19 protein-coding genes are annotated in these 23066 nt (G+C 71.0%); 6 read left to right on the plus strand and 13 right to left on the minus strand.

The features are described 5' to 3' along the window. Window positions 1-352: 352 nt before the first annotated feature. The 3 genes from ACIQM0_RS38685 to thyX all read right to left on the minus strand — a co-directional run bounded on the left by ACIQM0_RS38685 (window position 353) and on the right by thyX (window position 3960). Complete coding sequence (locus tag ACIQM0_RS38685; protein WP_363025246.1) at window positions 353-2038, minus strand: ribonuclease J; 1686 nt, start codon at window positions 2036-2038, stop codon at window positions 353-355. 132 nt (window positions 2039-2170) lie between these two features. After that, window positions 2171-3070, minus strand: a complete 900-nt coding sequence (gene dapA / locus ACIQM0_RS38690; RefSeq protein WP_385353450.1) for a 4-hydroxy-tetrahydrodipicolinate synthase — start codon at window positions 3068-3070, stop codon at window positions 2171-2173. A gap of 152 nt (window positions 3071-3222) precedes the next feature. Then, window positions 3223-3960: an FAD-dependent thymidylate synthase gene (gene thyX, locus ACIQM0_RS38695; RefSeq protein WP_363077864.1), complete on the minus strand. Its 738-nt coding sequence runs from the start codon at window positions 3958-3960 to the stop codon at window positions 3223-3225. Between the two features lie 186 nt (window positions 3961-4146). Between thyX and ACIQM0_RS38700 the strand changes: the two genes are divergently transcribed. Next, window positions 4147-4386 (plus strand): hypothetical protein, encoded by a 240-nt coding sequence (locus tag ACIQM0_RS38700; RefSeq protein ID WP_401295777.1) that lies wholly within the window; start codon window positions 4147-4149, stop codon window positions 4384-4386. A gap of 94 nt (window positions 4387-4480) precedes the next feature. Next, window positions 4481-5032 (plus strand): hypothetical protein, encoded by a 552-nt coding sequence (locus tag ACIQM0_RS38705; RefSeq protein ID WP_401295780.1) that lies wholly within the window; start codon window positions 4481-4483, stop codon window positions 5030-5032. A gap of 130 nt (window positions 5033-5162) precedes the next feature. On the opposite strand, the gene ACIQM0_RS38710 is transcribed toward ACIQM0_RS38705, so the two are convergent. The 6 genes from ACIQM0_RS38710 to eccD form a co-directional block, all read right to left on the minus strand. Then, complete coding sequence (locus tag ACIQM0_RS38710) at window positions 5163-5630, minus strand: hypothetical protein (protein WP_401295783.1); 468 nt, start codon at window positions 5628-5630, stop codon at window positions 5163-5165. Window positions 5631-5644: 14 nt separating this feature from the next. Next, window positions 5645-6397 carry a 4-hydroxy-tetrahydrodipicolinate reductase gene (dapB, locus tag ACIQM0_RS38715; RefSeq protein ID WP_401295786.1) on the minus strand — a complete coding sequence of 251 codons (753 nt, stop codon included), beginning with the start codon at window positions 6395-6397 and terminating at the stop codon, window positions 5645-5647. 37 nt (window positions 6398-6434) lie between these two features. Further along, window positions 6435-7814 carry a pitrilysin family protein gene (locus ACIQM0_RS38720; protein ID WP_363025233.1) on the minus strand — a complete coding sequence of 460 codons (1380 nt, stop codon included), beginning with the start codon at window positions 7812-7814 and terminating at the stop codon, window positions 6435-6437. Next, complete coding sequence (locus tag ACIQM0_RS38725; RefSeq protein WP_363025263.1) at window positions 7811-10027, minus strand: polyribonucleotide nucleotidyltransferase; 2217 nt, start codon at window positions 10025-10027, stop codon at window positions 7811-7813. Before ACIQM0_RS38725 ends, ACIQM0_RS38720 begins: the two co-directional genes overlap by 4 nt. A 269-nt stretch (window positions 10028-10296) precedes the next feature. Then, window positions 10297-10587: a 30S ribosomal protein S15 gene (gene rpsO / locus ACIQM0_RS38730; protein WP_018551846.1), complete on the minus strand. Its 291-nt coding sequence runs from the start codon at window positions 10585-10587 to the stop codon at window positions 10297-10299. 176 nt (window positions 10588-10763) lie between these two features. Beyond that, window positions 10764-12245 (minus strand): type VII secretion integral membrane protein EccD, encoded by a 1482-nt coding sequence (gene eccD / locus ACIQM0_RS38735; protein ID WP_401295790.1) that lies wholly within the window; start codon window positions 12243-12245, stop codon window positions 10764-10766. 185 nt (window positions 12246-12430) lie between these two features. Between eccD and eccCa the strand changes: the two genes are divergently transcribed. Then, window positions 12431-16381 (plus strand): type VII secretion protein EccCa, encoded by a 3951-nt coding sequence (gene eccCa, locus ACIQM0_RS38740; RefSeq protein ID WP_401295793.1) that lies wholly within the window; start codon window positions 12431-12433, stop codon window positions 16379-16381. Between the two features lie 120 nt (window positions 16382-16501). Next, window positions 16502-16735: a DUF397 domain-containing protein gene (locus ACIQM0_RS38745; RefSeq protein ID WP_123462661.1), complete on the plus strand. Its 234-nt coding sequence runs from the start codon at window positions 16502-16504 to the stop codon at window positions 16733-16735. Window positions 16736-16860: 125 nt separating this feature from the next. Here ACIQM0_RS38745 and ACIQM0_RS38750 read toward each other — a convergent pair whose 3' ends face one another. The 4 genes from ACIQM0_RS38750 to eccB form a co-directional block, all read right to left on the minus strand. Continuing rightward, complete coding sequence (locus ACIQM0_RS38750) at window positions 16861-17166, minus strand: WXG100 family type VII secretion target (RefSeq protein ID WP_363025228.1); 306 nt, start codon at window positions 17164-17166, stop codon at window positions 16861-16863. A gap of 47 nt (window positions 17167-17213) precedes the next feature. Next, window positions 17214-17564: a hypothetical protein gene (locus ACIQM0_RS38755; protein WP_401295795.1), complete on the minus strand. Its 351-nt coding sequence runs from the start codon at window positions 17562-17564 to the stop codon at window positions 17214-17216. Between the two features lie 171 nt (window positions 17565-17735). Continuing rightward, on the minus strand, window positions 17736-18962 hold the full coding sequence (gene mycP / locus ACIQM0_RS38760) for a type VII secretion-associated serine protease mycosin (RefSeq protein ID WP_401295797.1): 1227 nt from the start codon (window positions 18960-18962) through the stop codon (window positions 17736-17738). Between the two features lie 41 nt (window positions 18963-19003). After that, the gene (eccB, locus tag ACIQM0_RS38765; protein WP_401295800.1) at window positions 19004-20554 is read right to left on the minus strand and encodes a type VII secretion protein EccB; all 1551 of its coding nucleotides are present in this window, start codon (window positions 20552-20554) and stop codon (window positions 19004-19006) included. A 218-nt stretch (window positions 20555-20772) separates the two neighbouring features. Here eccB and eccE point away from each other — a divergent pair, with 218 nt between their 5' ends. Both eccE and ACIQM0_RS38775 read left to right on the plus strand, forming a co-directional pair. Continuing rightward, on the plus strand, window positions 20773-22092 hold the full coding sequence (gene eccE / locus ACIQM0_RS38770) for a type VII secretion protein EccE (protein WP_401295803.1): 1320 nt from the start codon (window positions 20773-20775) through the stop codon (window positions 22090-22092). Next, a complete protein-coding gene (locus tag ACIQM0_RS38775) occupies window positions 22092-22814 on the plus strand; it encodes a hypothetical protein (protein ID WP_401295806.1) in 723 nt (240 codons plus the stop codon). The genes eccE and ACIQM0_RS38775 overlap by 1 nt, the downstream gene beginning before the upstream one ends. Window positions 22815-23066 lie beyond the last annotated feature (252 nt).

Raw genomic sequence — 23066 nt, forward strand, 5'->3', positions numbered from 1 at the left:
CCGACTCTATCAGACTCTTTCGTGTCCGATTCCCGGTCGAAGCGGGCCTCGCAGTTTCGCTTTCCAGTTCTTCGCTTTCGCGTTTCCCTTTCCAGTGGTTCCAACCTTACCAGACTCAATTTCGTTCCGTTTCCGGTTCGAATTTGATTTCCGGTGGCCGTTGAAGTGGCCTTGCCTTTCGGCGAATCCGACTTTATCAGAACTTCTGAGTCGGATTTTCCCTCCTCTGCGGGAGGCTCGCTGCGCACGAGTGCGCGCGGTGCTTCCCGGTGAGGCGGAGACGTAAACGTACTGGAGCGGGGCTCCCCGATGCAAATCGGGGGCCCCGCTCCAGAGTTCGCGCCTGTCGGGGTCAGACCTCGACGACGACGGGAAGGATCATCGGGCGCCGGCGGTAGGTGTCGGAGACCCACTTGCCCACCGTGCGGCGGACCAGCTGCTGGAGCTGGTGGGGCTCCATCACGCCGTCCTGGGCCGACTTGTTGAGTGCGTCCTGGACCTTCGGAACGACCGCGCTGAATGCCGAGTCGTCGATACCGGAGCCCCGGGCCTGGATGTGGGGGCCGCCCACGATCTTGCCGGAGGAGCTGTCGACCACGATGAAGACGGAGATGATCCCCTCGTCACCGAGGATGCGGCGGTCCTTGAGGGAGGTCTCGGTGACGTCGCCGACCGAGAGGCCGTCCACGTACACATAGCCCGCCTGGACCTTGCCGACGATCTTGGCCTTGCCATCGATCAGGTCGACGACCACGCCGTCCTCGGCGATGACGATGTGGTCCTTCGGCACGCCGGTGAGGGCGCCCAGTTCGGCGTTGGCCCTGAGGTGGCGCCATTCGCCGTGGACCGGCATCAGGTTCTTCGGCTTGCAGATGTTGTAGAAGTACAGCAGCTCGCCGGCCGAGGCGTGGCCCGAGACGTGGACCTTGGCGTTGCCCTTGTGGATGACGTTGGCACCCCAGCGGGTCAGGCCGTTGATCACGCGGTACACCGCGTTCTCGTTGCCGGGGATCAGCGACGACGCCAGGATGACCGTGTCGCCCTGGACGATACGGATCTGGTGGTCGCGGTTGGCCATCCGGGACAGGGCCGCCATCGGCTCGCCCTGCGAACCCGTGCAGACCAGCACGACCTCGTCGTCCGGCAGGTCGTCGAGGGTCTTGACGTCGACGACCAGGCCCGCGGGAACCTTCAGATAACCCAGGTCACGGGCGATGCCCATGTTCCGGACCATCGACCGGCCGACGAAGGCGACCCTGCGGCCGTACTCGTGGGCCGCGTCGAGGATCTGCTGGATGCGGTGCACGTGGCTGGCGAAGCTCGCCACGATGATCCGCTTCTGGGCATTGGCGAAGACCGTGCGCAGGACGTTCGAGATGTCCCGCTCGGGCGGTACGAAGCCGGGGACCTCCGCGTTGGTCGAGTCGGAGAGCAGCAGGTCGATGCCCTCCTCACTCAGCCGCGCGAAGGCGTGCAGGTCGGTGAGGCGGCCGTCCAGCGGAAGCTGGTCCATCTTGAAGTCGCCGGTGGCGACGGCCATGCCCGCGGGAGTGCGGATGGCGACCGCGAGGGCGTCCGGGATGGAGTGGTTGACCGCGATGAACTCGCAGTCGAAGACGCCGATGCGCTCGCGCTGGCCCTCCGTGACCTCAAGGGTGTACGGACGGATGCGGTGCTCCTGGAGCTTCGCCTCGATGAGCGCGAGGGTCAGCTTGGAGCCGATCAGCGGGATGTCCGGCTTCAGACGCAGCAGATACGGGACACCACCGATGTGGTCCTCGTGTCCGTGCGTGAGGACGATGCCCTCGATGTCGTCGAGACGGTCCCGGATCGTCGTGAAGTCCGGAAGGATCAGGTCGATTCCGGGCTGCTCCTCCTCGGGGAAGAGGACGCCGCAGTCGACGATGAGCAGGCGGCCGCCGTACTCGAAGACCGTCATGTTGCGGCCGATTTCGCCGAGGCCGCCGAGCGGGGTGACCCGCAGGCCGCCCTTCGGGAGCTTCGGCGGGGTGCCGAGTTCAGGATGCGGATGACTCAAAAGACTCTCCTTACCACACGCGCCACGTACCGCTTGGGCACGTGGCGCGCATGTCATTCGTGCACTTGCTGTTGTCTTGGGGTGTTGCCCTCTTGCGAGTGTTCTTCGCGTATTCAGTTGTGAAGTCTGTGGTTAGAGCTGTACCCCGCCGGCGGCGAGATCGATCTTGAGCTGCGCCGTTTCGTGTGCGGAGAGTTCCACCAGGGGGAGCCGCAGCGGGCCCGCGGGCAGGCCCTGGAGGGTCAGCGCGGCCTTGGTGGTGATGACGCCCTGGGTGCGGAACATGCCGGTGAAGACGGGCAGCAGCTTCTGGTGGATCTCCGTGGCCTTCTGGACGTCGCCGCCGAGGAAGGCCTCCAGGAGGGCCCGCAGGTCGGGGGTGACGACATGGCCCACGACGGAGACCAGGCCGACCGCGCCGACCGAGAGCAGCGGGAGGTTCAGCATGTCGTCGCCCGAGTACCAGGCGAGGCCCGACTGGGCGATGGCCCAGCTGGCCCGGCCGAGGTCGCCCTTGGCGTCCTTGTTGGCCACGATGCGCGGGTGCTCCGCGAGCCGCACGAGCGTCTCTGTGTCGATCGGCACACCGCTGCGGCCGGGAATGTCGTAGAGCATCACCGGCAGACCGGTGGTGTCCGCGATCGCCGTGAAGTGCCGCAGCAGGCCCTCCTGCGGCGGCTTGTTGTAGTAGGGCGTCACCGCGAGGAGGCCGTGGGCACCGCTTCGCTCGGCCGTGCGGGCGAGCTCGACGCTGTGGCGGGTGTCGTTCGTCCCGATGCCGGCGACGACGTGCGCCCGGTCTCCCACTGCTTCCAGCACAGCCCTTACGAGCTGGTCTTTCTCCACGTCGCTGGTGGTCGGGGACTCGCCGGTGGTGCCGTTGATGATCAGGCCGTCGTTGCCTGCGTCCACCAGATGGGTGGCGAGCCGCTGGGCGCCGTCGAGGTCGAGAGCGCCGTCCGCCGTGAAGGGCGTGACCATAGCGGTGAGGACCCGCCCGAAGGGGGTCTGCGGAGTGGAGATCGGAGCCATGGGTAACACGCTACTCGTTGCTCGACGCCGGGTGTTCCCTCGGGGGGACAAGCAAGAGGAGCCCGGCACTGCCTGCTCGGGGGTTCAAGCAGTGCCGGGTCCGTTTGATCAGCCTAGATGAACTTCACGAAACGCCGCAATACGGACACCGCCTATGGGGCTACTCGTCCATTTTTGTTGAAGGCTGCATGGGTAAGCGGCATGAGCCCCGCCCAGTGCGCCTCCATCTGCTCGCCGACCATCTCGATCTCGCGCTGCGGGAAGGACGGAACCTTCGCCAGCTCGTGCTGGGTGCGCAGGCCGAGGAAGTGCATCAGCGAGCGGGCGTTGCACGTGGCGTACATGGAGGAGAACAGGCCGACCGGGAGGACCGCGCGGGCCACCTCACGGGCCACGCCCGCGGCGAGCATCTCCTGGTAGGCGTCGTACGCCTGGCGGTACGAGTCCTCCATGACGCGGCCGGTGAGCTCCTGCTGCGCCTCGGTGCCCTCGACGAACTCGTACTTGCCGGGACGGCCCTGCTGGACGAGCTTGCGGGACTCCCCCGGTACGTAGAAGACCGGTTCCAGCTCCCTGTAGCGGCCCGATTCCTCGTTGTACGACCAGCCGACGCGGTGCCGCATGAACTCGCGGAAGACGAAGATCGGGGCGCTGATGAAGAAGGTCATCGAGTTGTGCTCGAACGGGCTTCCGTGCCGGTCCCGCATCAAGTAGTTGATGAGCCCCTTGGAGCGCTCAGGATCCTTGGTGACCTCCTCCAGGGACTGCTCACCGGCCGTGGAGACACGGGCGGCGAAGAGCACATCGGAGTCGCCAGCGGCATGTTTCACCAGGTCAACGGTGACATCGCTGCGGAAGCTGGGCTTTGCGGGCTCGGGGGTCTCGGTCACCGGCGGGGTCCTTCCAATGGCGTCGCTCGGGCGGCGCCCACTCTACGGGCCGCCACTGACAACGCGGTCGGCACCGGCCTTTCGAGGATTCTTTCGACCAATTCGGCGATTCGGGGCACCGATCGGGCTCGCCGTGCGTCTGACTCAATAGCACCACCCGAAACAGAGTTCAAGGAGAGTTACCTCATGTTCCGCCGGCGTGAAGCCGTCCCGTTCTCGTTCGTGGCCGAGGCCGACCGATTCCGCAGCAACGTCACACCGCCTCCCCGGGAGCGCACCACCGTCTCCCAGCTGGCGGCCCGCAGCCTCGTCGGGTTCGCCGTGATCGCCGGCCTCGCCGGATCACTGCTGCTCGGCCTTCCCGCCCTGGCGCCCGATCAGTCGCCCTCGCACAGCCAGCAGACCGAGGCAGCACCGGGGCACTGACTCGTACGGGCCCCCTGGGGTGGTACGGGCGGCCACCCCCTCGGTAGCCTCACCGGGCACAGCAATCGAGCGTGCTTGTGAGTGAGGATCAGTCGTGCCCCTGCCCTTCCTGACGGCCGACCGCGCGTTTGACGCGAGCGCTGAGGATGTCGCGCTGCCGTTCGACGACCACGACAGCTGGCGGCGCCCCTACCGCCCCGGACCGTGGCGGGTCGCAGCCGCGGCCACCCTGCTGCTGCTCGCCTCGTTCGTCCTGTTCGCGGGGATGATCATCGCGTTCGCCGGGGCCATGCCCGGAGCGGGCGCGTGTCTCGCGCTCGCCCTCGCGGTGATCATCTGCGCCCTGCGGATGCTGAGGATCGGCGCCTGGGTGAGCCGGCACGGCGTGCGCCGCGTCGGGTTCTTCCGGACGACGACCGTGCCGTGGAACCGTGCCACCGAGGTGCGTACGGTGCAGCAGCCGGTGAAGTGGCTCGGGTTCCCCCGGACGGTTCAGGGTCAGGCCCTGATCGTCGTACGCAGGGGTGGCGACGCGGTGCCGCCGCTGCTCACGGACTCCAACGCGGACTTCCTGACGCGGGGCGAGGCGTTTGACCGGGCTGCCGACACGATTGAGGCGTGGGGGGACGAGTACCGGCAGCAGTAGGGCCTCGATGCCCTGCCGTCCGGCGACCGGGGGTGTCCCCTCAGTCGCCGGACGGCTTTTCTGTGTCCTCGATCGCCGGACGGCTCACGATTGTCCTCAACCGCCGGACGGGCTCGAGATGCCGGTCGCCTCAGGTGCTCGTGCCGCTTGAGGCGGCCGCAGGGCGGCTGTGCAGGGCGATGGCCCGTTGCATGGACTTGCGGGCCCGTGGGGTGTCCCTGGCGTCCTGGTAGGCGACAGCGAGCCGGAACCAGCAGCGCCAGTCGTCAGGCGTGTCCTCCGTCTCCGCCTGCCGGCGGACGAACGCCGCGTCGGCGGAGTCCCGGTCGATACGCCCGCTCGGGGTACGGGCCAGGTCGTCGACCGGCAGACCGCCCTCCGCGTCGAGTTCGGCGGCCAGGGCGTTGGCCCGCCGGACGAACTGGGTGTTCTTCCAGAGGAACCAGATGCCGATCAGCGGCAGGATCAGCACCGCGACCCCGAAGGTCACCGTGAGCAGCGTGCCGTGCCGGATGAGCAGGACGCCACGGCTGCCGGCCAGGGCGAAGTAGAAGACCAGGACGGCAGCGGTGACGGTGTACGTGATCTTTGCGCGCATGGCGGTGGGCTCAGTCAGTTCAGGTCGAGGAAGTTTTCCAGGCCGAACGTGAGGCCCGGAGCGGTCGGCACGCGGCGTGCACCGAGCAGGATGCCCGGCATGAAGCTGCTGTGGTGCCGCGAGTCGTGCCGGATGGTGAGGGTCTCGCCCTCACTCCCGAGCAGCACCTCCTGGTGGGCCAGCAGACCGCGGAGCCGGACCGAGTGGACCGGGATCCCGTCGACGTCCGCGCCGCGCGCCCCGTCCAGGGCCGTCGTGGTGGCGTCCGGCTGGGGTGCGCTGCCCGCCTCGCGGCGGGCTGCGGCGATGAGCTGGGCGGTGCGGGCGGCGGTGCCGGAGGGCGCGTCGGCCTTGTTCGGGTGGTGGAGCTCGATGACCTCGACCGACTCGAAGTAGCGTGCGGCCTGCTGGGCGAACCTCATGGTGAGGACCGCGCCGATGGAGAAGTTCGGTGCGATGAGCACACCGGTCTCCGGCGAGCCGGAGAGCCAGGTGTTCAGCTGCGCGAGCCGTTCGTCGGTCCAGCCGGTGGTGCCCACCACCGCGTGGATGCCGTGCCGGACGGAGAAGTCGAGGTTCTCCATCACCGACGCCGGGGTGGTGAGCTCGACGACGACCTGGGTGCCGGTGTCCACGAGGGTCTCCAGCTTGTCGCCGCGGCCGAGTGCGGCCACCAGCTCCAGGTCGTCGGCGGCCTCGACGGCTCGTACCGCTTCGGAGCCGATACGGCCCCCGGCACCGAGAACGGCTACGCGCAGCTTGCTCATGCTTACTTCTTTCGGATGAGGAGTTGGACGACAGGCCTCAGGCGACCGACTCGTGCAGCCGGTCCGCCTGTTTGTCCTTGAGCGGGCCGATGACCGACAGCGAGGGGCGGTGTCCGAGGACCTCGCCCGCCACCGACCGGACGTCGTCCGGTGTGACCTGCGCGATGCGGGCCAGCATGTCGTCGACCGACATCTGCTCGCCCCAGCACAGTTCGCTCTTGCCGATGCGGTTCATCAGCGCGCCGGTGTCCTCCAGCCCGAGGACCGTGGACCCGGCGAGCTGGCCGATGGCGCGACTGATCTCCTCGTCGTCCAGTCCGTCCGACGCGACACGGTCGAGCTCGTCGCGGCAGATCTTCAGGACGTCGTGGACCTGGCTGGGCCGGCAGCCCGCGTACACACCGAAGAGTCCGCAGTCCGCGAAGCCCGAGGTGTACGAGTAGACGCTGTAGGCGAGGCCGCGCTTCTCCCGTACCTCCTGGAAGAGGCGGGAGCTCATGCCACCGCCGAGGGCGGTGTTGAGTACGCCGAGCGCCCAGCGGCGCTCGTCCGTGCGGGCCAGTCCCGGCATACCGAGGACGACGTGGGCCTGCTCGGTCTTGCGGTTCAGGAGCTCGACCCGGCCCGCGGTGCGCAGCGTGCGGGAGCCCGCGCGGGGCGCCACCGGGGTGGCGTCGGTGCGGGAGAGCGCTCCGGCCCGCTCGAAGGCCTTGCGGACCTGGCGTACGACCGTGGCGTGGTCGACGTTGCCGGCGGCGGCGACGACGAGGTGCGTGGGGTCGTAGTGCTTCTTGTAGAAGCGGGCGATCTGGCCGCGGCTCAGCGCGTTGACCGTGTCGACCGTGCCGAGGACCGGGCGGCCCAGGGGGGTGTCGCCGAGCATGGTGTGCGCGAACAGGTCGTGCACGCAGTCGCCCGGGTCGTCCTCCGTCATCGCGATCTCCTCAAGGATGACGCCACGTTCGGCGTCGACATCCTCGGGGGCGATGAGTGAGCCGGTCAGCATGTCGCAGACGACATCGATGGCCAGCGGCAGGTCCGTGTCGAGGACCCGTGCGTAGTAGCAGGTGTACTCCTTCGCCGTGAAGGCGTTCATCTCGCCGCCGACCGCGTCGATGGCGGAGGAGATGTCCAGGGCGCTGCGCTTGTCGGTGCCCTTGAAGAGGAGGTGTTCGAGGTAGTGCGTCGCGCCGTTCAGGGCCGGGGTCTCGTCGCGTGATCCGACGTTGGCCCAGATACCGAAGGTGGCGGAGCGTACGGAGGGCAGGGTCTCGGTGACGATGCGCAGGCCACCGGGGAGGACCGTGCGGCGGACCGTGCCGATGCCGTTGCTGCCCTTGAGAAGCGTTTGGGTACGGGCGACGGCCCGCGCCTCCGAGGAGGTGCGGGCCGTCGTCACGGAACTACGGGACGTCACTTGGCGGCGTCGTCCTTCTTCTCGTCAGCCTCTTCACCCTCGACGACCGGGATCAGCGAGAGCTTGCCGCGGGAGTCGATCTCGGCGATCTCGACCTGGACCTTGGCACCGACGCCGAGCACGTCCTCGACGTTCTCCACGCGCTTGCCACCGGCGAGCTTGCGGATCTGCGAGATGTGCAGCAGGCCGTCCTTGCCGGGCATCAGGGAGACGAACGCACCGAAGGTGGTGGTCTTGACGACCGTACCCAGGTAGCGCTCGCCGACCTCCGGCATGGTCGGGTTGGCGATCGCGTTGATCGTGGCGCGCGCGGCCTCGGCCTGCGAGCCCTGCTGGGCACCGATGTAGATGGTGCCGTCGTCCTCGATCGTGATGTCGGCGCCGGTGTCCTCCTGGATCTGGTTGATCATCTTGCCCTTCGGGCCGATGACCTCACCGATCTTGTCCACCGGGATCTTGACGGTGATGATCCGGGGGGCGTTGGGGGACATCTCGTCCGGGACGTCGATGGCCTCGTTCATCACATCAAGGATGTGGAGGCGGGCGTCACGGGCCTGCTTCAGCGCGGCGGCCAGGACCGAGGCGGGGATGCCGTCGAGCTTGGTGTCGAGCTGGAGCGCGGTCACGAACTGCTTCGTGCCGGCGACCTTGAAGTCCATGTCACCGAACGCGTCCTCGGCACCGAGGATGTCGGTGAGGGCGACGTAGTGGGTCTTGCCGTCGATCTCCTGCGAGATCAGGCCCATGGCGATACCGGCGACGGCGGCCTTGAGGGGCACACCGGCGTTCAGCAGCGACATGGTGGAGGCGCAGACCGAGCCCATGGACGTCGAGCCGTTGGAGCCCAGCGCCTCGGAGACCTGGCGGATCGCGTAGGGGAAGTCCTCGCGCGACGGCAGCACCGGCACGATGGCGCGCTCGGCGAGCGCACCGTGGCCGATCTCGCGGCGCTTGGGCGAGCCCACGCGGCCGGTCTCACCGACGGAGTACGGCGGGAAGTTGTAGTTGTGCATGTAGCGCTTGCGGGTCACCGGGGAGAGGGTGTCCAGCTGCTGCTCCATGCGGAGCATGTTGAGGGTGGTGACGCCCAGGATCTGGGTCTCGCCACGCTCGAAGAGCGCCGAGCCGTGCACGCGCGGGATGGCCTCGACCTCGGCGGCGAGCGTACGGATGTCCGTGACGCCGCGGCCGTCGATGCGGACCTTGTCCTTGATGACGCGCTCGCGGACCAGCTTCTTGGTCAGCGCGCGGTAGGCACCGGAGATCTCCTTCTCGCGGCCCTCGAAGGCCGGGAGGAGCTTCTCGCCCGCGATCTCCTTGATGCGGTCGAGCTCCGCCTCGCGCTCCTGCTTGCCGGCGATGGTGAGCGCCTTGGCGAGCTCGGTGCTGACGGCCTTGCTGAGCGCCTCCAGGACGTCGTCCTGGTAGTCGAGGAAGACCGGGAACTCGCCGGTGGGCTTGGCGGCCTTGGCGGCGAGGTCCGACTGGGCCTTGCAGAGCGCCTTGATGAAGGGCTTCGCGGCCTCGAGACCGGCGGCGACGACCTCTTCGGTCGGGGCCTCGGCACCGTCCTGGACGAGCTGGATGGTCTTCTCGGTGGCCTCGGCCTCGACCATCATGATCGCGACGTCGCCGTCCTCAAGGACGCGACCGGCGACGACCATGTCGAAGACGGCGTCCTCGAGCTCGGTGTGCGTCGGGAAGGCGACCCACTGGCCCTTGATCAGGGCGACGCGGGTGGCGCCGATGGGGCCGGAGAAGGGCAGGCCCGCCAGGATCGTGGAGGCGGAGGCGGCGTTGATCGCGACCACGTCGTACAGGTGGTCGGGGTTGAGCGCCATGATCGTCTCGACGATCTGGATCTCGTTGCGCAGGCCCTTCTTGAAGGAGGGGCGCAGCGGGCGGTCGATCAGGCGGCAGGTGAGGATCGCGTCCTCGGAGGGGCGGCCCTCCCGGCGGAAGAACGAGCCGGGGATCTTGCCGGCGGCGTACTGCCGCTCCTCGACGTCCACCGTGAGGGGGAAGAAGTCGAGCTGGTCCTTGGGCCGCTTGGAAGCGGTGGTGGCCGACAGCACCATGGTGTCGTCGTCCAGGTACGCGACGGCGGAGCCGGCGGCCTGCTTGGCCAGGCGGCCCGTCTCGAAGCGGATGGTGCGGGTGCCGAAGGTTCCGTTGTCAATAACGGCCTCGGCGTAGTGGGTCTCGTTCTCCACTAGTGTTTTCTCCATACTCGTCGTCTTTCGTCCTGTCGCCCGTGTGGCGGAGGACGGTGCGGAGAGGCGCACCGTGTGTGCGGGGCCGGTCTTCGATCGAAGCTCCCGGGCGTTGTCCCGGGGGCCACTACCGAGGACCGGCGGCGGCCGTGGGCGCCTCTCCTCGTCTGGTGTTGTACGTCCAGGTTACTGAGCTTGACCCCAGTCCCGCACGTACGGCAAAGGGAGCGGCCCCCTTGAGGTGGGCACCGCTCCCTTTCACAGCGTCTTTACTTGGCGCCGCCGGCCGCGCCACGGCGGATGCCGAGGCGGTCGACGAGCGCACGGAAGCGCTGGATGTCCTTCTTGGCCAGGTACTGCAGAAGGCGGCGACGCTGGCCGACCAGGATCAGCAGACCACGGCGGGAGTGGTGGTCGTGCTTGTGCGTCTTGAGGTGCTCGGTCAGGTCCGAGATGCGGCGGGAGAGCATGGCCACCTGAACCTCGGGGGAACCGGTGTCGCCCTCCTTCTGCGCGAACTCGGTCATGATCTGCTTCTTCGTAGCGGCGTCGAGCGGCACGCGGTACTCCTCTAGGTGTTCGATGCGCCCACGAGTGCCCCTGGTCTTGATCTCAGGGGAGCTTGAGTGACTCGGGAGCGAAGGTCCGATGAGCGCAGCTCCCAGAACGAACCGGGAACGCGTACACAAACGGCCACACCCAGACTACCAGCCGTTCGGAGCGGATCCGACGGGCCTCACCCGGTGAGGGCCCTGGCCCTGGCGAAGACGTCGAGGACCGCCAGGCAGAGCGGGACGAGGGAGAGCAGGAGCACGCTCTCGGTCAGGTCCAGGAGCCGGCCCCAGAACGGGGAGAGGCCCTTGCGCGGCACGACCAGGGCGACGGCGGTGAGCAGGGCGGCTCCGGCGGCGACGGCGGCGGAGAGCCACATGGTACGGAGGTCGAGGGAGCCGCGGTCGCCGTACCGGGTCAGCTCGTCCAGCAGATCGGCGGGCGGGTTCAGCGCGAGACCGAGGACCAGCAGGGCGACCGCGCCGGTGCCCGCCGCCAGCAGGCAGACGATCTGCGAGGTGTAGCGGAAGAGCCGGGCGCGCAGCAGCAGCGCGAGTCCCGCCGCCAGGGCGAGCAGCCGGCCCCAGGCGCTCTCGGAGAAGCCGAGTACGGCGGCGGCCGCGACGACGACGGCCGCGCATCCGCCGACGAGGCCGAGCAGCAGCTCGTGGCCGCGGCGGGCCCGGTCCGCGATGCCGTCCGCGTCGACGGGCGGGCCCGGGGTGACCGGCCCGGCGTCCGGGAGGCCGGAGTGGTCCCGGTAGCCGCCCGGGGCGGAGCGCGGCGCGGCGTATCCGATGGGCAGCCGGGCGAAGCGGGCGGAGAGGCCGGGCAGGAAGGCGACGAGGCCGAGGCCGACGGGGGCGCAGACGGCGGCGGTCCGGGTGGCGGAGGTCTCGGTGAGTATCGCGACGAAGGCGGCCAGGGTGCCGGCGGTGGCGAGGAGGGTCGTCGCGACGAACGGGGCGTCGCCGCTCGGGATCAGGGCGACCAGGACCGCGGAGGCGATCAGTACGGCGACGCAGCCGAGCAGGAACTGCAGTCTGCCGGGGCCCTGGCCGGCGTCCGGTCCGATGACGCCGGAGCCGGCGATGAGGACGAGGGGCAGTGCGCCGAGGCCGGCCGCTACGGCGGCGGCGCGGTCCGCGTAGACCCGGGCGCGTACCCCCGCGAAGGCGGTGAGCAGCACTCCCGCGGCGCCGGCGACGACGGCGGGCAGCCCGTGCGTGTCGTGGCGGACCGGGTCGGCGGACCAGAGGACGAAGCCGAGCAGGACGAACAGCGTGACGGCGCCCGCCATGCCGGCGCCGCGCAGCAGGTCGTCGCTCCAGAGGTGGCGGTCGCGGCTGACGGCCGAGGCGACCGCGTCGGAGACGTCGTCGAAGACGGCGGGCGGCAGGGAGTGCGCGAAGGGGCGCAGCAGCAGGAGTTCGCCGTCGAGGACGTGCTGGGCGGCGAGGGTCAGTGCGCCGTCGAGGACCGTGCCGTCACGGCGTACGAGGTGGTGTCCGGTGGGGGTGCCGGCCGCCTGGATCCGGCCGGTGAGGCGGAGGATCTCCGGGTAGATGTCGGCGACGGCGATGTCCTGGGGCAGCGCGACGTCGATCCGGCTGTCGGGCGCCACGACAGTGACACGGCAGAAGCCGGTCGCCGCAGTCGTACTCACGTGTCTGGTCCCCCTGTTCCGCGGTTGCGCACCGTGCGCGCGCCACCCTACCGGGAGGGGGAAAAGGCCCTCGGCACGTAGGATCACCGTCGCGCGGAGGCCAGTCCGCGAGCTGAGCAGCCACGGGGGCGCCGGTGCGGATCCACCCGGCCTTCTCCCGTCCGCACCGAGGGATTGATGTTCCGGTGAGCCAGATCGTCGTGAAGCGACCACCGCGGTCCCTGCCGCCGGAAGTCCCCACGGACGAGTTGATGTTGACGGCCCCTCCCGAACTGCCGCGCGGGCGGCAGGAGGGCGTGTTGATGCAGCTCCTGCCGGTGCTGGGCATGGGGTCCTCCGTGGTCTTCTTCTTCTCGCCGCAGGCTCCCCCGTTCATGCGGGTGATGGGTGTGCTGATGCTGGTGGCGACCGCCGGACTCGCCGTCGCGCAGCTGGTGCGTCACCGCCGGGGATCGCAGGGGCAGTTGGCGGATGTCCGGCGTGACTACCTCAAGTACCTGGCGAGGACGCGGCTCGTGGTGCGCGGGACCGCGCGGGCCCAGCGGGACGCGCGGTTGTATCTGCAGCCCGCTCCCGAGCAGCTGTGGTCGGTGGTCGCGGAGGGCGGCCGGGTGTGGGAACGGCGGATCGGCGACGCGGACTTCGGCGAGGTCCGGTTCGGGCTCGGGAGGCAGCGGCTGGCGACGCCGCTGTCGGCACCGGACACCGTTCCGGCGGATGAGCTGGAGCCGCTGTGCGCCGACGCGATGCGGCGGTTCCTGGCGGTGCACGGCTCGGTGGACGGGCTGCCGATGACTGTCTCGTTGCGGGCGCACTGCCGTGTGACGGTCTCCGGTCTGCCGGAGTCGGCGCAGTCCGTGGCGCGGGCGGTGGTGGCCCAGCTGGTGACGCTGCACTCCCCCGAGGACCTGGTGGTCGCGGTGGTGGCGGAACCGGGTGCGGTGGCGCGCTGGGAGTGGACGAAGTGGCTGCCGCACGTGCAGGTGCCCGGTCAGGCCGACGGGGCCGGTTCGAAGCGGCTGTTCGGGACCGGCCCGGGCGAGGTCGAGCTGTTGCTGGCGCCCCGGCTGGAGGGGCGGGCGCGGTTCGGCCGGGAGGCCCGGCCGCTGCTGGACCGGCCGCACGTCGTGGTGGTCCTGGACGGGGTCGCGGTGCCGCCGGACTCGCCGTTCGCCGCGGCCGGGGGGCTGCAGGGCGTGACGGTCGTCGAGGTGGTGCCGGGCGAGCCCGGCAGGCCGCGCGAGGGTCTGTCCGTGGTGGCGCGGCCCGGTCTGCTGCGACTGGAGTCCGGTGCGGGGCCCGCGTCCGAAGGGGTGCCGGACGGCATCTCGCTGCCGGCGGCCGAGGCGCTGGCCCGGCAGCTGGCGCCGCTCAGGACGGGCGGGGGCGACGCCGAGGAACCGCTGCTGGACGAACTGGACTTCACCGATCTGCTGGAGCTGGGCGACGCGGGTTCGGTCGACGCGGCGCGCGGCCGGCGGCCTCGGCCGGCCTCCGAGCGGCTGCGGGTGCCGATCGGGGTCGGCGAGGACGGTCTGCCGGTGATGCTGGACCTCAAGGAGTCGGCGCAGGACGGCATGGGGCCGCACGGGCTCTGTGTCGGCGCGACGGGTTCCGGGAAGTCGGAGCTGCTGCGGACGCTGGTGCTGGGGCTCGCGGTCACGCACCCCTCGGAGACGCTGAACTTCGTGCTCGCGGACTTCAAGGGCGGTGCGACGTTCGCCGGTATGTCGCGCCTGCCGCACGTGGCCGCGGTCATCACCAACCTGGCCGACGACCTGACGCTGGTCGACCGGATGGGCGACGCGATCCGCGGTGAGCTGCGGCGGCGCCAGGAGCTGCTGCGCTCTGCGGGCAACTACCCGGGCATCCACGCGTACGAGCGGGCGCGGGCGGCGGGTGCGGAGCTGGAGCCGCTGGCCTCGCTGGTCCTGGTCATCGACGAGTTCTCCGAACTGCTCACCGCGAAGCCCGACTTCATCGACATGTTCATCCAGATCGGCCGGATCGGCCGTTCGCTGGGGGTGCATCTGCTGCTGGCCTCGCAGCGGCTGGAGGAGGGGAGGCTGCGGGGTCTGGAGACGTACCTCTCGTACCGGATCGGGCTGCGGACGTTCTCCGCCGAGGAGTCGCGCACGGCGCTGGGTGTGCCGGACGCCTACCACCTGCCGTCCCTGCCCGGCTCCGGCTACCTCAGGACGGGTACGGACGGGATGACGCGGTTCAAGGCGGCGTACGTGTCGGGGGCGTACCGCCCCGGTGGTCCCGCGCTGCCGGCGGGGCCGCTTCCGGCCGAGCGGCGGGCCGCGGTGTTCAGCGCGCTGCCGGTGCTGGTGGAGCACGGAGCGCCGGACCCGGCGCCCGCGTCGGCTGCGGCCGGGGACCCCGCGCTCGCGGAGACCGTCCTCGATGTGATCGTGCGGCGACTGGAGGGGCAGGGGCCGCCCGCCCACCAGGTGTGGCTGCCGCCGCTGGACCGGGCACCGACGCTGGACGAGCTGCTGCCGGGGCTCGCGGCGGGCGGCGACCGCGGGTTCACCGCTACGGAGTACGGCCGGCCCGGCACGCTGACCGTCCCCCTCGGTCTCGTCGACAAGCCGTTCGAGCAGCGGCGCGAGGTGCTGCGCCTGGACTTCTCGGGCGCCGCCGGGCACCTGATGGTGGTCGGCGGTCCGCGGTCCGGCAAGTCGACGCTGCTGCGTACGCTGATCGCGTCGTTCGCGCTCACCCACACCCCGGACGAAGTGCAGTTCTACGGAATCGACTTCGGTGGCGGCGGGCTCGCCTCACTGGCGGATCTGCCGCACGTCGGGGGGATGGCCGCGCGGCTGGACCCGGAGCGGGTACGCCGTACGGTCGCCGAGGTGGCGGGGGTGCTGGCCGGGCGCGAGGAGTTCTTCCGCGCCCACTCGATCGACTCCGTCGCCACCTACCGGCGCAGGCGCGCACTCGGTGAGCTGCCCGGCGAGGCCTGGGGCGACGTCTTCCTGGTCATCGACGGCTGGAGCGGGCTGCGGACCGAGCACGAGGGGCTGGAGCGGGTCGTCACCGACATCGCGGCGCGCGGCCTCGGCTACGGCGTCCATGTCGTCCTCTCGGCCGCCCGTTACATGGAGGTACGGGCCGCGCTCAAGGACCAGGTCCTCGGGCGGCTCGAACTGCGGCTCGGCGATGTCATGGACTCCGAGTTCGACCGCGGGGTCGCCGCCCGGGTTCCGGCCGGGGTGCCCGGCCGCGGTCAGGTGGCGGAGAAGCTGCACTTCATGGGTGCGCTGCCGCGGGTCGACTCCGTGTCCGGTGCGGCGGATCTGGCCGAGGGCACGGCCGCGTTGACCGCGGCGGTGCGGGCGGGCTGGACGGGTGCGCCGGCCCCGGCCGTACGGCTGCTGCCGCGCAGGCTGCCCGCGGAGCAGCTGCCGAAGGGCTTCGAGTTCCCGGACCGGGGCATCGCGATCGGTATCGGCGAGACGGATCTGGAGCCGGTGTTCGTCGACTTCGACACCGACCCCTTCTTCCTGGTCTTCGGCGAGAGCGAGTCGGGCAAGTCCAATCTGCTGCGCCTGATCGCGAAGCAGATCGCGGAGCGCCACTCCCCCGACGAGGCCAGGTTCGTCGTCGGTGACTACCGGCGGTCGCTGCTGGGCGCGCTGCCGGAGAGCCATCTGCTGGAGTACGCGCCGACGGCGAGCGCGCTGCGGACGCACATGGAGGCGCTGGCCGGTGTGTTCGCGCGCAGGCAGCCCCCGGCGGATGTCAGTCCGCGGCAGTTGCGCGACCGGAGCTGGTGGACCGGTCCACGGATCTTCGTGCTCGTCGACGACTACGACCTGGTGGCGACGGGCGCGGGCAGTCCGCTGGCCCCGCTGGCGGAGTACCTGCCCTTCGCCCGGGACACCGGGGTGCGTTTCGTCGTCGCGCGCGGTTCGGCGGGGGCCTCGCGCTCCATGTACGAGACGTTCATGCAGCGGATCAAGGAGCTGGGCGCACAGGGAGTGGTGCTGTCCGGCGATCCGGCAGAGGGCGACCTGATCGGGGCGGTACGAGGACGTCCGATGCCGCCGGGACGCGGGTACTTCGCCACGCGGCGCCGGGGGAACCCGCTGGTGCAGACCGGGCGGCTGCCGGAGCGGGGCTGACGCGGTGCATGAGAGCACACAACCGTGCCGCGCGCTGCGGAATGACTGACCGGATCCCTCGTCGGCACGGGCCCTGTACCGTGCCGTGCAGAGCCACCGTACGGAGAGGAACCCTTGACGATGGGCACGCAGGCGGAGAAGGACGAGCTGTACGCACTCGACATCTCGGGGGTGGAATGGCTGAGTGCGCCCGGCACCGAGGAGGCCGAGGAGCGCGTCGAGATCGCGCATCTGCCGGGCGGGGCGGTGGCGATGAGGTCCTCGCTGGATCCGGAGACCGTGCTGCGGTACACCGAGGCCGAGTGGCGCGCCTTCGTACTGGGAGCCCGGGACGGCGAGTTCGACCTCACATAGCGGAGCGTCGGGACGGCCGGGCGGCGGTGACCCGGCTCGCCGTCTCCGTCGCGTACGCGCAATGGACACGTTCGGGTGAACGTGCCCATTGCCGTGTGTGTCTGTCGTGTCCGCGCGACCGGTGGTCAGTACGCCTCGGTGAACAGCCGGGAGGACTTGAGGTCCGTGGACCGGTAGTGGTCCTTGCCGGACTCGACGATCCTGGCCACCTGCTCCAGGCGCCTCTTCATGTCGTCGGCCCTGCCCCGGTACTTGTTCTGGAGCGTCACGTACTCGCTGTGCGCCTCACCGTCCCAGGTGTCGGTGACGACCTTGAGCGCGGTGTCCATCTCCTCGAGGTCGTGGCAGATGTTCTGCGACACCGCGCGGATGCGGTTCGCCATCTCCTGGACGCTCTCGTACCTGACCTTGGTGTGCGGGTCGTGGCCCATCCGACTTCTCCTGCGTGCTCGCGGTGGCTGGTGTGCGGTGGCGCGGTTCAGAGGCCGTTCAGCCCCGAGGTGGTGGCCGGAGCGGCCGGTTCCCGCACCGAGTCGAAGGCCGCGCGGACCTCCTCGTCGTTGGCGTTGCTGAGGTTCTTGGTGGTGCTCACGGCGTGGTGGAGCACGGTGAGGAGGCGGCGGATCCCGTCGTGGTCCTCGTTGATCACGAGCTGCGCGGAGGTGAATCCCGAGGCGCCGGCGCCGGTCCAGCCCGCACCGGCCGTGGCGAGGATGTCGGCCAGTTCCCTGGACTGCCTGGACACCGCCTCGGCCGTGTTGATGATCTTGTTCTTGGCCTGGACGATCGGATCGTCGGCCAGTCCGAAACCGCCTGCGGGGCTGGTCATCCGGAGGTCCTGTCTCTCGGTTCGCAGACCTGTCCGCCGGGCGCGGTCAGGTGGCCGGTACGTGAAGTCCCTTACCGGCCCTGCCATTTCACCATCTCTGCCCGACTGCGGCTTTTGCACGCCGGGCCGTGTTGACGTGCGTTGACGCACCCTTGTGCGCCCTGACGTTCCCTACCGGGCGCGCGGGCCCCGGCGCCGGCGGACGTCGCGCAGAACCGTCGCGGTGCCGGCCACCACGCCGACGAGTACGGCCGCGGTCGCCAGCGCGTAGGCCGCGTACCGCTTGTTCCGCTCCTGCGGGGTCTCCGACATCGACAGGTGCGCGGGTTCGGGGGCCTGGGCCCTGGCGGGCGGCGGGTCCGGGTGGGGTGCGTCCTGCGGGGTGTCGTCGCCGGTCAGGGCGCGCACCGGGTCGACGACGCCCCAGCCGACGAAGTCGTCGTGCCCGTTGACGGAGCGCTCGGCGGTCTGCTCGATCCGGGCGACGATCTGCGCCGCCGTCCAGGACGGGTACTTGGCGCGCATCAGGGCGGCGACCCCGGTGACGTAGGGCGCGGAGAAGCTGGTGCCGTTGTCGGTGCACTGGCCGTTGCCGGGGACGGTGGAGACGATGTCGACGCCGGGTGCGGCGACCCCCACGAACTCCCCGGCCTGGGAGAAGGGGGCACGTTCGTTGTTGCGGTCGGACGCGGCGACCGCGAGGACGCCGTCGAAGGCGGCGGGGTAGGTGCGCCTGGGCCGGCCGTCCATGCCGTCGTTGCCCGCGGAGGCGACCACCACGACGTCCCTGCTGACCGCCCTGGCCACGGCCCGGCCCAGTACGGAGTCCTCGGTCAGCGGCCTGGTGGTGTCCTGGGAGATGTTGATGACCCCGGCCCCCTTCGCGACCGCGTGGTCGATCGCGGCGGCCATCGTGGTGTCCTTGCCGCTGTTCCGCTCGTCGTTCTGGCGGATCGGGATGATGGTGGCCTCGGGGGCCAGGCCGACGAAACCGGTGCCGCCGCGGGGGCGGGCGGCGATGATGCCGGCCACCTTGGTGCCGTGGCCGACCTGGTCGACGGTGCCGTCGGTGCCGCCGCCGTGCAGGAGATCGGCGCCCGCCGAGGCGTCCACGGCCGAGGTGAGCTGCGGGTTGGTGTCGTCCACCCCGGTGTCGATGACGGCGACGCGCACGCCCTTGCCCCTGGTGTCCTGCCACAGCTCGTCAAGGAGTACGCGCTGGAGCGGCCAGGGGCGGCCCTCGAACTGCTTCTTCATCGGGAAGGTGCACACGCCGCCGCCGTCTATGCGCAGGTCACCGGCGCCCGGGGCGGCGTACGCGGCCGGCGGTCCCGCGAGTGCGGCCGCGGCAGCTGCCAGGGCGGCGGCCGGCAGGGCCGTCTTCCGGTACGGCGTCATGTTCTCCCCGTGCTCTTTTCGTTGCCGCTCGCCGAGGCCGGTCAGGAACCCTGGGGCCGGCGGGCGCTGTTGGTGTCGAGCCGGGGGCCCCTGGACAGGAAGTCCGACCACTCGATCGGAACGAGGGCGGGTGTCACCTTCCCGTATCCGAGCCGGATCTGTGCCTCGCCGGGTTCGGGGCGGCCGTCCGGCCCGTTCGCCGCGCCGCCGGCGCCGATGCCGGAGCGCTCGGCGTCGCTGTCGCCGTTCGCCTGAACCGCGTACCGCAGTCCGGTGTCGGTCACCAGGAAGAGTGATCCGTCCGGGCTGGTCTGCCGGCCCCGGACCTGGGTGTAGAGGAGTCCGCTGCCCGGAGTGACGTACGTGCTCGTGCCGCCGGCCCCGACGGAGGCGGGGTAGGAGGTGCCCGCCCAGGTGCTCAGCGTCGTCGTGCCGCTGCCGTCCGTCTCGCGCAGCACATTGCAGACGGTGTCGCGGCCGGAGCCTCCGGCACCGGTGGCGTTGACCCGGTCGGCCCGGTGCGCCGGCCAGTGCGCGGCCTGGCCGGTGAAGGAGGCGGGGCCGGGCACGAAGTCCTGGAGGCCGACGGCGCGGGCCTCGCCGTCCAGGTCGAGGGCGGCGGTCTGCGGGGAGTTGATCAGCAGCCAGGCGGTGAACTCGGAGACCGGCCTGACCTCCCCACCGAGGACGACGTAGTACGCGGTGCCCTCCCCGTTCCGGGTCCGCAGCACCGTGCCGATCCGGTTCTCCCGCGCGGAGAGCCTCCCTTCGACGTGTGCCGGGGCTCCGGCGTTGCCGGGGATCCGGGGGAAGGCGATCGGGCTGCCGTCGTGCAGGGTGGCGAGCCAGTCGCCGGTGACGGGCTGCGGCCGGGCGCTGCCGACGAGGGCGCTGGTCAGATGGCCTCGGTCGGCGGCGGTCTCGTCGACGCGGTACTTGGTGCCGCGGGCGTCGACGAGGTAGCGGGTCCGGTCCTGGCCCCTGACGTAGAGCATCTGGCCGCCGGTGAGCCTGTTCGCGCCCTCCACCAGCCCGTTGTCCCGTCCGGCGAGGACGAAGGCGGCCTTCTGCACGGTGTTGCCCTTGCCACCCGGCTGCACGCACACGGCCCAGCGCTTCGCGGTCCCCGCGTCCTCGGCCTCCGGCAGCCGGTCGGGGGCGTACGGAATGCCGAGGACCGGTCCGCGCGGGGGCTTTCCCGCGTCCAGGACGTCGTCGGCGACCTGGACGACGCCGTAACTCCGCGGGGTGAGCAGCAGCCTGGCCGACGCGAGGTTCAGCACGGGGTGCAGCAGGGTCTTCCCGGCCTTGCCGCGGCCGGTGGTGAGCACCACGTAGCGGGTGGTCGACTTCTTGCCGACGATCACGTTGGTGCCGGGCCGGTCCCAGCCCGTGGGGGCGGTCGGCCTGAACATGCCGAAGGCGCCGAAGCCCGCGAGGATCAGTGCCCCGGCGACCACGCTCGGCAGGACGGCGCGCAGCGGGCGCGGGGCGCCCTCGTCGGAGCCGTTCGGTGAGGGCCGCAGGAAGGCCGCCACCGTGCGCCTCTTCGCACATGTGTACGCGTTGAGCTCGTCCCGCCGCGATGCCATGAGTCCGTCCGTCCCCCGCGCTCTGCCCGCGCGGCTCCGTGAGCGACCGCGCCCCGAAGCCCCGCGCCGGGCCTGCTCCCCGCCTGACCGGCCCCTACTATGCCTGCCGCCGGTGAGGGGGCCGCGGGCCGGGTAGGGTGATCCAGCCGCCGGAGCGGTCGGCGGAAGAGGCGTGGGACGGGTCGAGTTGGGCCCGGACGGACGGGGGGAATGCCGCGATGACGGCTTCCGCGACGCGGACACCACGGGCCGGGAACGCACCGCCTCCCGAGGCCCCCGGGGCCGGCGGTTCCGCCGGTGCTCCCGTCCGTCGCGGGCCGGGCGGCGCACGGCCGGGCGGACGAGCCCGACAGTTCGGACCGTTCCGATTGCAACAGTTCGTGCTGGTCGAGATCGCCGCCGCGCTGCTGCTGTGCGCCTGGGTCGCCGGCCCCCTGCTGCTGGCCCCCGCCGCCGTGGTGGCCGCGGCGCTGGTGCTGCTGGCCGTCGTGCGCAGGCGCCGCCGTTCGCTTCCCGAGTGGCTGCGTACGGTTCTCGCGCTGCGCGCCCGTACCCGCAGGGCCGCGTCGACCGCGGTGCCCGCGGGCACCGGGCCGGGGATCGCACCGGCGGTCGAGTGCGAACCGGCACTGCGCACCTGCTCGTTCGACGACCGCGACCGGCGGCCGGTCGGCATGATCGGCGACGGTACGTATCTGACGGCCGTACTCCGGATCGAGTCGGACGACACCGCGCTGCGCCCCGACCGGTCCGCGCGGCCGCTGCCGCTGCTGCTCGTCAAGGACGCGCTCGACGTCGACGGCATCCGACTGGAGTCTGCGCAGGTCGTGCAGCACACCCAGCCGGCTCCCGCCCCGCAGCTGCCGGAGCAGTCGGTCGCGGCCCGCAACTACGCACCCCTCCAGGCACTGACGGGGTCCCCGGCGGTCCGCATCACCTGGATCGCGCTGAAGCTGGACCCGGAGCTCTGCCCGGAGGCCGTACGGGCGAGGGGCGGCGGGCTCACCGGTGCGCAGAAGTGCCTGGTCCGCACGGTCGACCAGTTGTCCAGCAGGCTGGCGGGGGCGGGGTTCGGCGCGACGGTGCTGACGGAGCAGGAGCTCCACTCGGCGATCGCCACCTCCGCCTGCGCGGGCCCGTCGGCCGGGGCGCGGGCCGACCGGCCCGGAGCGCCCGTCCGCCGCACCCTGGAGACCTCGCGCACCTGGCGCTGCGACGACCGGCACCACACCACGTACTGGGTGCGCCGCTGGCCGCGGTTCGGCGCGGGCGGTGCGCCGATGCCGCAGCTCGTCGCCCTGCTCACCTCGGTTCCGGCGCTGGCCACGACCTTCAGCCTCACGCTGGGACGCGGCGACCGCCAGGAGATCCCGATCGCCGGGCACATCCGGATCACCGGCCGCAGCGAGGAGGAACTGCGCTCCGCCCGCCATGAGTTGGAGCGCATCGCACGCGGAGTGAAGGCGTCACTGGTGCGGCTCGACCGGGAACAGGTGCCCGGTGTCCTCGCCACACTTCCGCTCGGGGGTACCCGCTGATGTCCGTGATCGCACGCCGCCGCGGCCGGCTCGGCTTCGGGCCGGCCGGTCCGCGCCGGGTCCGGCACACCGTCCGCCTCGACCAACTGGCCTCGCTGGCCCTGCCGGTCGGCGACGACGGCGTGGTGATCGGCGTGGACGGTGAGGGGCGGCCCGCCGTGATCGGCATCAACCGGCCCACCGCGTACGACATCACGCTGATCGGCGGGGTGTGGACGGCGCAGGTGCTCGCGCTGCGGGCGGCGGCGACCGGTGCCCGGATCGTGGTCGAGACCGGGCGGGCCCAGGCCTGGACGAAGCTGGCGCAGGCCGCGGGCGGCGCTCCGCCGTGCATCTCGCTGCACGGGGTGGGGCGGGTGCCCGCGCAGGGAGCCTCGGCCGGCTCGCCGGTCGTCCTGGTGCGGGACTGCGGCATGAAACCGCCGCGGGGGCGGGTGGTGTCCGGTCCGTGGCAGTCGACGGTGACGCTGCTGCCGTACCTGAGCCCGGTGGCACCCGGGTTGATGGAGAAGTCGTCCCTGGTCGGCGTTCAGCGGGTGTCCCCAGACGAGGCCGAGCGGATCGGGCACCTCATGCGTCTGCCTCCCGGCGAGGCCCGGACGCTGTCCACCCTCAAGGACGGGGTCACCCTCTGGTGCACGCGCCGGGACCGGCGGTTCGTGAGCACCGAGGCGACCGATGCCGAATCGGGACTGCTGGGCAGCGCCCGCCGGGTGGACTGAGGACGCGGCGAGACGTGTGCGAAATGTTCAGGTTTCCCCGCGCAGATGTGCATGTTTGACCGCTTTCCGCTTCACTCCCCGCTGCACTCAGTCCACTTGGGGGCAGTGCGTGGCGTACAGGACGGCGGCCGCGGTGCCGTTCGGCCTGCCGTACCCGGCCCTGTGGCGATTAGGGTGGGTCCCGGACGCGGCAGAAGAACCTGCGGGCAGGCAATGCGCGTCCCAGGGGGAGAGCAGGGCGGTTCGCACCAG

The organism is Streptomyces sp. NPDC091387 (genome assembly GCF_044756945.1).
Lineage (GTDB): Bacteria > Actinomycetota > Actinomycetes > Streptomycetales > Streptomycetaceae > Streptomyces.

Coding starts and splice junctions, on each gene's coding strand:
- ACIQM0_RS38755 (WP_401295795.1), bottom strand. CDS start 17,564: ATGACCAGCCCCGCAGGCGGTTTCGGACTGGCCGACGATCCGATCGTC.
- ACIQM0_RS38745 (WP_123462661.1), top strand. CDS start 16,502: ATGGGCACGCAGGCGGAGAAGGACGAGCTGTACGCACTCGACATCTCG.
- ACIQM0_RS38700 (WP_401295777.1), top strand. CDS start 4,147: ATGTTCCGCCGGCGTGAAGCCGTCCCGTTCTCGTTCGTGGCCGAGGCC.
- eccE (WP_401295803.1), top strand. CDS start 20,773: ATGACGGCTTCCGCGACGCGGACACCACGGGCCGGGAACGCACCGCCT.
- eccB (WP_401295800.1), bottom strand. CDS start 20,554: ATGGCATCGCGGCGGGACGAGCTCAACGCGTACACATGTGCGAAGAGG.
- ACIQM0_RS38750 (WP_363025228.1), bottom strand. CDS start 17,166: ATGGGCCACGACCCGCACACCAAGGTCAGGTACGAGAGCGTCCAGGAG.
- dapB (WP_401295786.1), bottom strand. CDS start 6,397: ATGAGCAAGCTGCGCGTAGCCGTTCTCGGTGCCGGGGGCCGTATCGGC.
- ACIQM0_RS38775 (WP_401295806.1), top strand. CDS start 22,092: ATGTCCGTGATCGCACGCCGCCGCGGCCGGCTCGGCTTCGGGCCGGCC.
- mycP (WP_401295797.1), bottom strand. CDS start 18,962: ATGACGCCGTACCGGAAGACGGCCCTGCCGGCCGCCGCCCTGGCAGCT.
- ACIQM0_RS38710 (WP_401295783.1), bottom strand. CDS start 5,630: ATGCGCGCAAAGATCACGTACACCGTCACCGCTGCCGTCCTGGTCTTC.
- dapA (WP_385353450.1), bottom strand. CDS start 3,070: ATGGCTCCGATCTCCACTCCGCAGACCCCCTTCGGGCGGGTCCTCACC.